This window comes from Halorhabdus sp. CBA1104, assembly GCF_009690625.1.
Lineage (GTDB): Archaea > Halobacteriota > Halobacteria > Halobacteriales > Haloarculaceae > Halorhabdus.
This window is the reverse complement of the sequence record NZ_CP033878.1, coordinates 783,689-796,847: the sequence shown is the minus strand read 5'-3', so window position 1 is coordinate 796,847 and position 13,159 is coordinate 783,689. Positions and strand designations below refer to the sequence as shown.

Genomic DNA, 13,159 nt, shown 5'->3' with positions numbered 1-13,159 from the left:
TGTTTTTGACCGTCCCGCTCTTTTCGAGAGACAACACTCCATACGGAAGAGTTGTCAGGCCAGTATGGCAAAGTGCCACGCGTCAGGGCACGAGGGGGCCGCAATTTGTCGGTATTGCATACGTCGCTTCGACAGCTGTATTGTTTTAGATACGCAAATCTACATCCACAATTGAGTTCATCTGAGTTGTAGCGGACGTGTTCTGGGACCATTCCGTCTTGCAGTTCTTCCCGATCGTCCCAATACAAAAAGCTATACCCCTGGCCGTGTAAGTGAGTGTATGGAGCAAAACGTCGGTACGACGGACCGCCAAGTCAGGACGCTGCTCGGTGCGCTTGCGGGCGCTGTTTCGCTTGCGATCCTCGCAAAAGTCGTCTCGCTTCCGGCGATCCTCTCACCGATCCTCGGTGTGGTTGCACTCATGATGCTTGGCACTGCAGCGACGGGGAGTTGCGGGATGTATTCCTTGCTCGGGATGGACACCTGCTCGATGGATTCGACGACTCGATAGGCCAAGACTTCCTGTTATCGGTTGGATGCGACCGTCTCAGCGAGCGCCTGCTCTAGGTCAGCCTGCAGATCTTCGAACGACTCTAACCCGACACTCAGCCGGACGAGCCCGTCGGTAATCCCGGTTTCTCGGCGTTCAGCAGCCGGAACGGCCGCGTGGGTCATCGTCGCTGGATGTTCGAGCAGGCTCTCGACGCCGCCGAGACTTTCCGCAAGCGTGAACACATCGGTACTGGAAACGAACTCCCGGACAGCGTCGAGATCGGCCGCCAGATCGACGCTGAGCATCCCACCGAAGTCATCCATCTGTGCCGCTGCGATCTCGTGGCCAGGATGGGTGTCGAGCCCCGGATAATAGACCGTCTCGACGGCCGGGTGGTCGTCCAGCCACGCCGCCAGCTTCCGGGCGTTGTCGGTGTGTTGGTCCATCCGGACGGGGAGGGTCTTGGTCCCCCGAAGGACGAGGAAACACCCGAACGGGTCCGGCGTTGCGCCGACGCTGTTCTGATAGTAGCCGAGTTGTTCGTCGAGTTGCTCGTCGTCGGTGACCAGCGCCCCGCCGACGACATCCGAGTGTCCGCCGAGGTATTTCGTCAGCGAGTGGGCCACGATGTCCACACCGTGTTCGAGTGGACGTTGAAGATACGGCGTCGCGAACGTGTTGTCCACCGCGAGCAACGCGTCACCCTCGCTCGCGACCGCCGATATCGCTTCGATATCTATAATCTGCAGCAGGGGATTCGTCGGCGTCTCGATCCAGACGAGTGCGGTCTCGTCGGTGATCGCCTCGGCCACGACGTCCGGATCAGTCGCGTCGACGAACGAAAAAGCGAGGTCGTAGTCCTCGTAGACGCCGGTAAACAGTCGGTGGGTGCCGCCGTAGACGTCCCGTCCGACGACGACATGATCGCCCGCCTCGAGCAAGTTCAAAACCGTATTGATCGCCGCCATCCCGCTGGCGAACGCCCGGCCGTATTCGCCCCCTTCGAGGCTCGCCAGGTTGTCTTCTAGGGCCGTTCGCGTCGGATTACCCGTCCGTGAGTATTCGTAGCCGCGATCCTCGCCGGGCGCATCCTGAGCGAACGTCGAAGAGGCATAGATCGGTGGCATGATCGCGCCAGTCTCTTGATCCGGTTGCCAGCCGGCGTGAATCGCGCGCGTCTCGAAGTCCGCGGGATCGAATCCGTCGCCAGTCATTATTTCCCCTCCCACTCCTCGAAGGATCCGTAAATGTCCTTCGAGAGATATCGCTCGCCCCCATCGGGAAACACCGTCGCGACGGTCTCGAAGGGCGCATCTCGCTCACCGGCCGCGATCTCCTCGGCCACCTGTCGAGCCACGACGCTCGCCGCGCCGGCACTCGAGCCGACGAGATGACCCTCCGCGGCGGCGAGTCGCTTTACTTCAGCGTGGGCGTCTCGGTCGCTCACTGGCCGAAATTCGTCGATCTCGTCGGGAGCGAGCAAGTCGGTCACGTCGGGATCGTGCGTCCCGATGCCCTCGATTTTGTACGGCCCCTCCTCACGCTCGGAGCCGAGTAGCGAACCAAACATCGAGCCCTCGGGTTCGACGGCGACGACGTGGACATCGGGCACTACCTCGCGGACGGCGCGAGTGATCCCTGTCAACGTGCCCCCGGAGCCGACGCCGACGACGATCGCCCCGACCTCGCCGTCGAGCGCGTCGATGATTTCCGGGCCGGTCGTCCGGTAGTGTGCCTCGACGTTCAACGGGGTCCCAAATTGCTGGGGAACGACGGCGTTGTCGAACGTGTCGGCGATCTCGCGGGCGCGTTCGGTGGCCGCGGCCATGCCGCCATCGCCGGAAATATGTTCGATCTCCGCGCCGAGGGCGGCCATCAATCGCTCTTTCTCGACGCTAAAGCCATCCGGCACGACGAAGATCGCATCGAGATCTAACTGCGTCGCGGCGATCGCCATGCCGATACCAGTGTTACCAGCGGTCGGCTCGACGATCGTCCCGCCTGGCTCGATGTCGCCACGGTCGAGCAATCCTTCGAGGATGTACTTCCCGATGCGATCTTTCACGCTACCGCCGGGATTGAACGTCTCCAGCTTAGCGTAAACCGGGACCGTAGCCGGTGATACGTCGAGTTCGACCAGCGGCGTCTCGCCGATGGTGTCCAATACCGATGCCTTGGGAGTGTCGTGTGTTGTCATATCTGTCTGGGACTCGAAGTTAGTCGATGTCGATCCGATCGGAGATGAACGAACAATCAACAGCGACAACAGCAGGCCTGGGCAGAGACGAACGACGAAGAACGTGGGTCGGTTTCTGCGTGTCGGCGATTGCGCTGTCGCGGATCTGTCAGGCCGGAGCCGTCGACCGAGTACGATCGACTGCCCACAAACGTATCTCGGCTCGTCAAAGGCCGATCCATAAAAACCTGTAGATGCTGTCGATTTATTGCAGTTGTCCTTTCGAAATCCGACGTAGAGTGGCCAAGCCAGCGTAGATCCCTCAACCGAGAAGCGAGGGCCGCTTGTACAGCCACCAACGGGGACGGTCCCGTTTCGACTGTCCGTCGCGAGCGGACGAATCTCCGCCACGCGAAGGTTTAACACTCGATTTTGACTAATGTACGGCGTGCCCTCTCCCTTCGAGGTACTGGGCGTCGACCCTGGCACACCCCAAGATGGAATCCACGACGCGTACCGAGAGCGTGTCAAAGAGGCCCACCCCGACCAAGGTGGGTCAGTCGCCCAGTTCCGTCGTGTTCAGGCAGCCTACGAGACACTCCTCGAAAGAGAGTACGAAGCCCAATCGGCCGTCTCGGACCCACCAGCCGAGACAGGTGCGCGGACGGCCGTCGAGTTCGTCGAGTACGAAGCGATCGTCGATCGGGGCTGGGGTCTCGATGACTCCGATCTGTTCGAAAAATCACGAGCGGCCGGGATCAACGGGAGCGAGTACGGGCGAATCGCCGTCGACCAGGACGCCCCTTTGCTGGAGTCGATCGAAGACCGTGGGTTCGCCTGGCCCTATTCCTGTCGCGGTGGTGCCTGTGCGAACTGCGCCGTCGCCGTCCTGGAAGGAGAGCTCTCACAACCAGTTAACCACATCCTGCCGGAGGAAGCCATCGAGCAGGGCATCCGGCTGTCCTGTGTCGGGAAACCACAGACGGACCACCTGCGCCTCGTCTACAACGTCAAACACCTCCCGTCGATCGAGGACCTCAGACTCCCACCGCGCCCGGTCGACCGACAGGAGACTGACTAGCGTACCGGTCAAAGCGCCATTTGAAGGGGCTTGGGGATGGCTCGGGATACCGAGGCTGCCGATCAAAGAGCCGTTTGAGTGATCGCCAATCCCTTTTTGATGGGCACTGTACCTCGTCGTCATGGGAACACTATTGCCACGCCGGGGTGAGCGGACCGAAACCGCGGACGAGCCACGGGTCCTGGGGCTGTCCGACGAAGCCGCAGACGAAGCGTTCGCCGCACTGTCCTCCCAGACGGCTCGACAGGTGCTGGCGCTCGTCTACGAGGACCCCGCGACACCGGTCGAAATCCGGGACGAGATCGGGACCTCGTTGCAGAACGTCCACTACCACGTCGAAAAATTAGAAGGGGCTGAGTTGATCGAATCTGTCGGGACTGATTACTCCGCGAAGGGCAACGAGATGAACGTCTACGCCCCGACCAGCGAGGCCCTAGTGCTCGTGGCCGGCCAACAGGAAGACCAGTCGCTGTTGAAACGTGCGGTCGCTCGGGTGCTCGCTGGCGTCGGCGTCCTCGCTGGTGGGGCGGTGGCGTTCGGCGTTGTGGCAAACCAGTGGCTCGGTGGGGAGACGACCCAAGAGTCCGGCGGGCAGATCGGCATCCAGGCCACGGAAACAGGGTCCAAAGAAGGACTCGCGGCGTTGCTGACCGACCCGGCAGTGGCATTCTTTCTCGGCGGCGCGTTCCTCCTGGTCCTCCTCGGTGCCTGGTGGACTGTCCGCACTCGTTGACCCGCTTTGGCGGATTCGCCACCGTCGATGATCGGAGTCTCAGACACGGATGGCAAGTGGTTTTGGGGAGGACTGTCAATTGCCACTCGGTATGGACGTACAGTCCGTTTCCGCCCTCGATGCGGAGCAGCGACGTGCGCTCTTCGAGCGAGACTCCGGTATTGGCGAAATCCGAGAGGACGTTGCCGAGATCGTCGACCGCGTCCATCGTGAGGGCGACGACGCGCTCTATGAGTTCTGTGAGCGCTTCGACGGCGTCGAGGTCGAGGCTTTCGAGATCAGCGACCGTGCCACCCAGGCCTACGAGTCCATCGACGACGAGGTACGCGAGGCCATCGAGACGGCCGCCGAGAACATCCGCACCTTCCACGAGCGACAGGTCCCCGAGGACTGGACGGTCGAAACCGATGACGGTCGCGAACTCGGCCGGAAGTACTATCCTCTCCAGTCGGCGGGCGTCTACGCGCCCGGTGGAACCGCAGCCTATCCCTCCAGCGTGCTGATGGGTGTCGTTCCGGCGAAAGTCGCGGGTGTCGATCACGTCGCCGTCGCGACCCCGCCCGCCGAACAGATCAACCCCGTTACGCTCGCAGCGATGCACGCCGCCGGTGCCGACGCTGTCTACCAGATCGGCGGTGCCCAGGCGATCGCCGCACTGGCGTATGGCACCGAATCGGTCGAGTCCGTCGACGTGATCGTTGGCCCCGGCAATCGGTGGGTCACGGCGGCCAAAGCCGAAGTCCGGGGCGATGTCCGGATCGACATGTTGGCCGGCCCCAGTGAAGTACTGACGCTCACGGACGACACTGCCGACCCCGAGGTCGTCGCCGCGGAAGTCGTCGCCCAGGCCGAACACGATCCCAACGCGGGCGTCGTCGCAGTGACGCCGAACGAGGGCCACGCCGAGGCCGTCGCCACAGAGATCGAGCGCCAGGTCCCCGAACGCGAGCGCGCAGACATCGCCAGAGAGGCCCTGGACAACGACGCAAGTGGCGTCTTCGTCGCCGACTCGATGGACGGGGCTGTCGAATTCAGCGACGACTACGCCCCGGAGCACATTTTCGTCCACGCCGCAAACGAGCGGGAGTTGCTCGAAGAGATAACCCACTACGGCTCGGCGTTCGTCGGTGAGTTCACGCCCGTCGCTGCCGGTGACTACGCCAGCGGGACCAACCACGTCCTGCCGACCGGTGGGTCGGCAAACATCGCCAGCGGACTGTCGGTCGATGACTTCATTCGACCGGCGACCTACCAGCAACTCTCCGAGGACGGACTCGAAACGCTCCGCGAGACGATTACGACGCTGGCCGGGGCCGAAGGGCTCGAAGCCCACGCCCACAGCGTCGAAGCGCGCTTCGAGGACTGAACCACACCCACGATCGCCACTGGTGTCGACTGGCTACTCGTTTTCCCAGCCAAGCCCCTCGCCAGCCGTCTGGTCGAGTTGGCCACCATCGACGGACGATAGTGGAGCATCGAGGATTCGAACCGCCTGCTGAGTGTCACAAGAGGTGTCTGGCTGGTCGCGTCGATGATCCTGTCCGATGCGAGACCCGGGCACGCAGCCCCCACCCGTGGTCGACCCGTCGATAGGAGCCACGACAGCCCCCCTTCGCTCTCAGGAGAGTCGCCCACCAGGCGAGGCCCCTTCACAGCTACCGCAGCCAGCAAGGCGAGACACGTTCGTGTCGCTGTCGCCTCAGTCGTCCGCAAGCGACTGGCCGAGGCGGTCTACGCCAAACGACTGCAGACTCTGTAAGCCGTTCAGCGCGATGAGGCCGAAGCCGACCTTCGCGACGACGTCGATGTACGTGATGACGAGTGAACTCGTCTCGGCGTCCATGAAGCCATACCCAGTGGGTGCGAGCAGCCAGATCACCGGGTATATCAGCCACAGCACGATCACGAAGTTCCGGAGTTTCCGGTACAACCCCGCGGTCGTGACGTCCTGTTGATCGGCGGTCTCTGCGGCCTCGACGACCAACAAGTAGACGACGATGACGAAGACCAGACTCCCGGCGAGGAAGAACAGTTCTTTCAGGGGACTGGTCACGAGTGCCCCGGCAAAGCCGAGGACGATCGTCGCAGCTTGCAAGCCGGCAGCCGTGAGCGTCAGCCGGCGATCCGCACCGGCGATGACGGCGATGAAGACCACGTGCAGCGGCGTGGTCAGCAGCCAGTCGGCGTACCGTGGGAGCGACACCGTCGCTCCGTTGGCGGCCCCGATATCACCGATGCCAAGCGCCATCAGACCGTAGGCGACTGTCGCGATGAGTGTCACGACGACGACGTCCGCGTAGCTGCGGCGCCACTCCGATGGGAGCACCAACAAGCCGTACCCGAGGCCGATACTTCCGAGTGCCATTCCCAGCGTCCCGAGCGTGAACCAGAGCGTAATATCGAATTCGACCATCGATTAGTCCTCCCTCACGTCTGCAGTGGTTGTGTTCGTCTCTGCGACCTCGAAGCGATCGAGCAGGGACTGTAGCTCGTCGGCCTGTCGGCGTAAGGCACCCGCCGATTCGGAGACTTCTGCGATCGAGTCCGTCTGCTCGTCGGCCGCCGAAGCGACGGTATCTGCCTCCTCGGTCGTCTGGCGGCTGATCGCCGTCAGATCCTCGACCATGGCCATGACTTGCTGGGCCGTATTGGCTTGGTCTTCGGTCGCATCGTCGATCTCCTGGATGCCACGATCGGCTTCCTCGGCGTGTTCGACGATCGTTTCGAGTGACTCGACGGCCTCGGTGACCGTCTCGACGCCCTCGCCCATGCGCTCGCTCGTCGTCTCCATCGTTTCGACGGTCTCGTCGGCCTGTTCCTGAATCGCCTCGATACGAGCTTCGATGTCACCAGCCGCGTCTTTTGTCTCCTCGGCTAAGCTCTTGATCTCGTCGGCGACCACCGCAAAGCCTTCACCACCACCCGAGTGGGCGGCCTCGATCGAGGCGTTGATCGCCAGCATGTTCGTCTGTTCGACGATCTCGGTGATCAGATCGACGATCTCGCCGATCTCTTCGAGGTCGGCCGCGAGATCGTTGATCGCCTGTCGGGTCCGTTCGGTCTCGTCTTCGATCGCGCCCATCTCCTCGATCGCATCCTCGGCAGCGTCTCGACCCGTTTCGCCGACTTCGGCCGCTTCTCTGGACGTTGCGGCCACTTCCTGGGCCGAGCTGGCGACTTCCTCGGCCGAGGCCGAAAGCGTCTCCATCTCGTCGGCGATGTCCCGCAAGCGCTCGCTTTGCTCGCTCGCGCCGTCGAAAATTTCGTCGATCGATTGGCTGACTTGCCGGCTGGCGTCGCTAACGCGGTCGGCGTTTTGCCTGACTGTGTTGCTAGAGCTTGCGACTTCCGAGGCAAAGGATTCGACGTCTGCGATCGTCGACTCCAGGGCATCTAAGGTCGCATTGAGCTCTGTGCCGACGATTTCCATCGCCTCGTTCTCGCTTTCGGGGTCGACTCGCCGAGTCAAGTCGCCGTCGGCAACGTCGTCGAGAACGTCGCCGTAGGCGGCGGCTTTCGCTTCTAGATGTGCGGACAGAGCCTCCATCTCCGCCCGCTCGGATTCGGCATCTTCGCGGGCCTGTTGGGCCGCTTCAGTCGCGCTTTCGGCCTCGTCGATTTTGTCACGGAGAGAATCACGCATGTTTTGGAACGATACGTACAGGGTGCCGATCTCGTCTTCACGGTCGGTCGACAGATCGACTTCGAGGTTCCCCTCGCCCATCTCCTGGGCACGACCGGCCAGGCGACGCAGTGAGAGGGCCGTGTTCGAGCCGATCGTCACCCCGATCAACCCGAGGTTGATGATCGCGAGCAACACGAGCCCGAGGAGATCGGCGTTGATCTGGTTCGAGACGGCGTAGGCGTCTTCGACGGACGTATGAACCATGACTGTCCAGTCCTGGCTCGTCAGCTTGCTCGCGCCCATGAGCATATCGCCATTCCGCGAGAACTCCGACTCACCGGCCGAAAGCGTACTACTATGGCCCTCGTGTTGGGTCAGAATCTTGCTCGTATTCGGATGTGCAACGTACTCGCCGGCGTCGTTTACGACGACTGTCTCCGTACTGTCCCCGGCCGAGAGGGCATTCGCGCGGGCTTCGAGGTCAGTCATGTACACGAGTGCGCGGTCGTCGGCGCCTTCGATCGGCGAGATGATGGCGATGATCGGATGATCGACAACCGGGACCGAAAACGGCGCCGAGACGTAGACGTCGTCCGGGCTGTCGAAAGCGGGCGGGTTAGTCGCGAAGGCCGCGCCCTGATCGGCCGGATTGACACCGACCATCGCATCGCTGGAGCTCGTCAGAAACTCCATCGACTCGGTATCTAAGTAGTGGACCGCAACGACGTCGTCGGGAACGGCGTTACCCTCGACCATTCCCGTCAGGCGGTCGCGGATGCGATCAGTCTCGCCGGACCCAAAGACCGGCAGTTGCGTTGTCTTCCGTACGTCCTGCTTGATCGCCGACACCCACGTGTCCAGTTGGGCCGCTTGGGCGTTGGCCTGCGTCGTGAGATCCTGGTCGACATCCGAACGAAGCTGCCCGGTCGCCTGTGCGCTGATGACCAATCCGAAAGCGAGCATCACCACGATCGCGAACGCGAGGGCGGCCCCTAGCCGCGCCGTATACCGTTCGCGGACAAACGCCGGAAGCAATCCAGAGTTGTCTGCTGGCATTACCGGACCTCACGAGGCACCATACTGTAAATGCCCGCACCCGATTTTCAGCGGTGATAACCTGCGTTCGCCACGCCGATAGACGCTCAGCCACCCCAACAGTCATTATCGGTGCGTGTGAACGTAGCCCACTCGGAGAGAAAAATGGCCGAACGCGGCGACGCAAACGCCACTGAAGCGAACGACGTGTTGGAGGACATTCTCACATCGCCTCCCGGAAGCGTCAAAGACCTCCCTGTGCTGTTGGGCGCTCTCGACGATGAAGATCGACAGCTCAGGCTCGTGGGGACGTTCGGTCTCTGTCTGCTTGCCGCCTCAGATCCGGAGTCGATCCCATCGATCGTGCGACGGTTGGCCGATCGATTCGACGGTTCGAGTCGGGCCGAGGCGAAACTCGCGTACGATTACATCGCTTCACAGTTCCCGGAACGCGTCGACGAGACCCATCAGGAACGCCGTGACGAGACCACGGGTGGTGGCCCGACCGGATCGGGAGACGGCAGCACGCGTCACGAGGATGTCGGCCGCGTCCGTCCACCGGGAGGGATGTTCGGCCCGCGATCGGTCGAACCGGACCGTGACGTCATCGATCCGACCGACCCCCAGCGCCATCCAGATGCGGACCAGCCCCTAGAGCCTGAACACAATCCAGAAGACGTCGACGAACCACGAGCGAGCACCGGTGTGCGATCGGAACAAGCACGGGAGCGACGACAGTGGAATCGGCTCTTTGGTCGTTTGACGACGATCGTCGAACAGAGCCGCTTCGACGATCTGATGGTCCTTTCGGGGCGCAAACACAGCCGCTACGCGGAGATCGCACGGGTCCTGGCCGAGGACAGCGGCGTCGAACGAGCGATGGCGATCCGGTTGTTTCACCGTCCGACCGGCGAGAGTGATTCGTTCGCCCCAGATCTCGGTGAGGCCCTCGATCAGTGGGCCGAGATTGGCGATCACTCCGGTATCGTTAGGCTGTTCCATTGGGGGAGCCAGCCCCGGCCGTGGGCTGGGACCGATCCTTCCGACGCGACCCTGGCGGATCGGAGTGGGCCGATCGAGCCCGCAGCCGCCCTCTCGCTGACGATCGAGCTGGCCGACGCACTGGAATACGCTCACCAGCATGGCGTCGTCCACGGCGGGATCGATCCCGAAAACGTCGCGTTCCCGACAGAGGCTGGCGCGACCCCGCAGACCGCTTCCCTCGACAACCCCGGCTTGCTCGGCGTCTATCGCTGGCACGTCACGCCGGCGACCCTGCTCGATCCTCGGTATGCCGCCCCCGAATACTACGATCGCCGATTCGGCCGGATTCACCACGGCACGGACATCTATCAACTCGGGGCTGTCCTCTATCGCTTCCTGACCGGACGGCCGCCCGTGTCGGGTGAGTTCGAACAGATCCGCCAGCAAGTGATAGACGGCGAGCCGCCGGCCCCATCGAGGTCAGTCGACGTGCCTGGAGCAATCGACGATATCGTCGGGAAAGCGATGGCCAAACGGTCCCTGGTCCGATACGAAACAATCAATGACTTCCGCAGAGACGTCGTGGCCGTGCACGAGGAGTTGACCCATGCAGAGTGACGTCGCGTTCGCCCTCCAAGAGATCGCCGGCAACCCCAACCTCACGTTCATCTACTTCATCGGCTTCGTCCTGATCGGGGTGTTAGGCGTCCGGTTCTGTGTCTACGCGCTGTGGAATCGCCGCGCGAGCGACCTTCCATCCCAAGCGTCGATCTGGACGTACCTCGGGTTCGTCGGCGGGGCAGCCGCGATCTATGGCATCGTCGGAATCGCCGAAATCGTACTCTCGGGGATCCCGTCGGTTCGTGATGGGGTATTTCTTGGCTTCGTCCTGTTGCTTGCACTCACGATGCAGTTGATCGCCCGGCAAGGCACAGTCGCCGACAGTGATCGTGGGACGGCTGGGAGCGTCGTTCCGAGCCCCCTGGTCGCGGTATTCAGCCTCACAGTCGTTGGGGCGATCGCCGCGGAAGCGATCGGAATCGCCGAGCAACCGGTGCTCGCACTGGAAGGGGTCGGGGCGATCGCGTTCGGGACCTACGGGTACTGGCACGGGCGTACCCAACTCTCCCGATCGATGGTCCAGGGGACGATGCTGGATACCCTATTGCGCCATTTGCTGCCGGTCCTTGCGTTCAGTGCGTTCGTACCGGCGATTGCCCTGGTCACGCTTTTGGGCATCGAGCAGATAATCGTCCTGCACGTCCAGGTCGTTTTCATCATCATGGCGGCGACGGCACTGATGACAGCGAACATCAAGCTTCGGCAGAACCTTGCTCGTCTGTGATCGTGCGCCCCTGCTCTCCTCCCGTCCACGATCGCCGCTCCACTGGCGCCACAGTCCGTTCGTGTCCGCACTCACTCCTCGATACACGCGACTGGATCGTCCGCGATGATGCCGTCGATACCCATTTTCGCGAAGGTCTCTGCGCGCTCGACATCGGTAATCGTCCAGGGGTAGACGCCCAAATCGGCTCGATGAGCCCGCTCGATGAGCGCGAAATCGACGAGACGCCAGTGGGGGGCCAGACCCGCACAGCCCAGTCCGGCCGCCCGTTCGATACCGGCCTCCGAGGAGTCACCGACGAGTAACACGACCGGACAATCCGTCTGTTCACTGGCCGCCTCGACGATCGAGATATCGAACGAAGAAAGCCAGATGTCACGGTCGACGTCTGCGATGCGGTCCCGAACGTCGGTGAGGAGGCCTGATTCTTTGAGTTCGAGATCGAGGCCGACGTCGGCGGGGACCGCCTCGATCGCCTCGGCGAGGGACGGCACACCCTCACCGGAGCCCTCGATGTTCAACCGCGACAGTTCCGTCGCAGTCATGTCCGCGACCCGCCCGTTGGCAGTCGTCAACCGATCGACGGTTTCGTCGTGATGGACGACGAGTTCACCCGACCCACAGCGCCGAACGTCGAGTTCGATCATCGCAGCCCGTTGGCCGGCCTGTTCGATGGCGGCGAGCGTGTTCTCCGGATACAGTCCGGCAAAGCCTCGGTGGGCGATACAGCGCATACTCGAGTCACGCCTGGCGGCGAGTTAGGCTTTTTCACCAGGCCGGGCCGACGCCAACAGCCACTCGTCGCTCAGAGAATGGTTTCGACGTGATCGGCGACGTCACTGGGCGTGTCACCGACGGGAACGCTGGCTGACTCCAAGGCGTCGATCTTGCTTTCGGCGGTGCCAGTCCCGCTGCCCGAGACGATCGCACCGGCATGGCCCATGCGCTTGCCCGGCGGGGCCGTCCGGCCGGCGATGAACCCGACGACAGGCGTGTCCATGTACTCGGCAATGTACCGGGCGGCGTCTTCCTCGTCTTCGCCGCCGATCTCCCCGCACATGACGACCGCTTTCGTGTCGGGATCGGCCTCGAACAGTTCTAAGGCGTCGATGAAGTCCGTCCCGATGATCGGGTCGCCACCGATGCCGATGGCTGTCGTCTGGCCGATCCCGCGCTGGGTGAGGCTATCGACGATCTGGTAGGTCAGCGTCCCCGACCGGGAGACCAGCCCGACGTCACCGTCCGTGAAGATGTTGCCCGGCAGAATCCCGAGTTTGGCTTCGCCGGGCGTGATGATACCCGGACAGTTGGGGCCGATCAAGTGGGTATCGGTTCGACGGAGTTGTTCGTAGACCTCGCTGACATCCTGGGTCGGGATGCCCTCGGTGATCGCCACGACGACATCCAGGGGCGCGTCCAGGGCCTCGAACAACGCGTCGGCGGCGAAGGCGGGCGGGACGAACACGACAGAAGCGTCGGCGTCTTCCGCGCGTGCGGCCCGGTCGACCGTATCGTAGACGGGCACGCCGTGGACTTCCTGGCCGCCCTTCCCCGGGACCGCGCCGGCGACGACGTTGGTCCCGTACTCGATCATCTGCTCTGCGTGGAACTCGCCCTCGCCGCCGGTGATGCCCTGGACGATAACGCGAGTGTCTGCATCGACGAGTACGCTCATTCGAACCACCCC

General features: G+C 62.9%; 12 protein-coding genes. 6 read left to right on the top strand and 6 right to left on the bottom strand.

Features of this window, described 5'->3' with window-relative positions; translation table 11 throughout:
• Window positions 1-280 precede the first annotated feature (280 nt).
• Entirely contained in the window at window positions 281-511 is a 231-nt protein-coding gene (locus tag Hrd1104_RS04110) for a DUF2892 domain-containing protein (RefSeq protein ID WP_154551559.1), read from the top strand.
• Window positions 512-525: 14 nt separating this feature from the next.
• Here Hrd1104_RS04110 and Hrd1104_RS04105 read toward each other — a convergent pair whose 3' ends face one another.
• Both Hrd1104_RS04105 and Hrd1104_RS04100 read right to left on the bottom strand, forming a co-directional pair.
• Complete coding sequence (locus Hrd1104_RS04105; protein WP_154551558.1) at window positions 526-1,707, bottom strand: cystathionine gamma-synthase; 1,182 nt, start codon at window positions 1,705-1,707, stop codon at window positions 526-528.
• Complete coding sequence (locus Hrd1104_RS04100; protein ID WP_154551557.1) at window positions 1,707-2,690, bottom strand: PLP-dependent cysteine synthase family protein; 984 nt, start codon at window positions 2,688-2,690, stop codon at window positions 1,707-1,709. The genes Hrd1104_RS04105 and Hrd1104_RS04100 overlap by 1 nt, the downstream gene beginning before the upstream one ends.
• Before the next feature lie 427 nt (window positions 2,691-3,117).
• On the opposite strand from Hrd1104_RS04100, the gene fer reads away from it, so the two are divergent.
• From fer to hisD, 3 genes are all read left to right on the top strand, one after another.
• A complete protein-coding gene (gene fer, locus Hrd1104_RS04095) occupies window positions 3,118-3,750 on the top strand; it encodes a ferredoxin Fer (RefSeq protein ID WP_154551556.1) in 633 nt (210 codons plus the stop codon).
• A gap of 121 nt (window positions 3,751-3,871) precedes the next feature.
• Entirely contained in the window at window positions 3,872-4,483 is a 612-nt protein-coding gene (locus Hrd1104_RS04090) for a helix-turn-helix domain-containing protein (protein ID WP_154551555.1), read from the top strand.
• Window positions 4,484-4,574: 91 nt separating this feature from the next.
• Window positions 4,575-5,849 carry a histidinol dehydrogenase gene (gene hisD, locus Hrd1104_RS04085; RefSeq protein ID WP_154551554.1) on the top strand — a complete coding sequence of 425 codons (1,275 nt, stop codon included), beginning with the start codon at window positions 4,575-4,577 and terminating at the stop codon, window positions 5,847-5,849.
• A gap of 333 nt (window positions 5,850-6,182) precedes the next feature.
• On the opposite strand, the gene Hrd1104_RS04080 is transcribed toward hisD, so the two are convergent.
• Both Hrd1104_RS04080 and Hrd1104_RS04075 read right to left on the bottom strand, forming a co-directional pair.
• A complete protein-coding gene (locus Hrd1104_RS04080; protein ID WP_154551553.1) occupies window positions 6,183-6,896 on the bottom strand; it encodes a bacteriorhodopsin in 714 nt (237 codons plus the stop codon).
• A gap of 3 nt (window positions 6,897-6,899) precedes the next feature.
• Complete coding sequence (locus Hrd1104_RS04075) at window positions 6,900-9,164, bottom strand: methyl-accepting chemotaxis protein (RefSeq protein WP_154551552.1); 2,265 nt, start codon at window positions 9,162-9,164, stop codon at window positions 6,900-6,902.
• Window positions 9,165-9,308: 144 nt separating this feature from the next.
• Between Hrd1104_RS04075 and Hrd1104_RS04070 the strand changes: the two genes are divergently transcribed.
• Window positions 9,309-10,745: a serine/threonine protein kinase gene (locus Hrd1104_RS04070; RefSeq protein WP_154551551.1), complete on the top strand. Its 1,437-nt coding sequence runs from the start codon at window positions 9,309-9,311 to the stop codon at window positions 10,743-10,745.
• Complete coding sequence (locus tag Hrd1104_RS04065) at window positions 10,735-11,472, top strand: hypothetical protein (protein WP_154551550.1); 738 nt, start codon at window positions 10,735-10,737, stop codon at window positions 11,470-11,472. Before Hrd1104_RS04070 ends, Hrd1104_RS04065 begins: the two co-directional genes overlap by 11 nt.
• 71 nt (window positions 11,473-11,543) lie before the next feature.
• Here the strand turns inward: Hrd1104_RS04065 and Hrd1104_RS04060 are convergent, their stop codons facing one another.
• Together Hrd1104_RS04060 and sucD are read right to left on the bottom strand one after the other, a co-directional pair.
• Window positions 11,544-12,206, bottom strand: coding sequence for a glycerophosphodiester phosphodiesterase (locus Hrd1104_RS04060; protein ID WP_154551549.1), 663 nt, complete (start codon window positions 12,204-12,206; stop codon window positions 11,544-11,546).
• Between the two features lie 71 nt (window positions 12,207-12,277).
• Complete coding sequence (gene sucD / locus Hrd1104_RS04055) at window positions 12,278-13,147, bottom strand: succinate--CoA ligase subunit alpha (protein ID WP_154551548.1); 870 nt, start codon at window positions 13,145-13,147, stop codon at window positions 12,278-12,280.
• Window positions 13,148-13,159 lie beyond the last annotated feature (12 nt).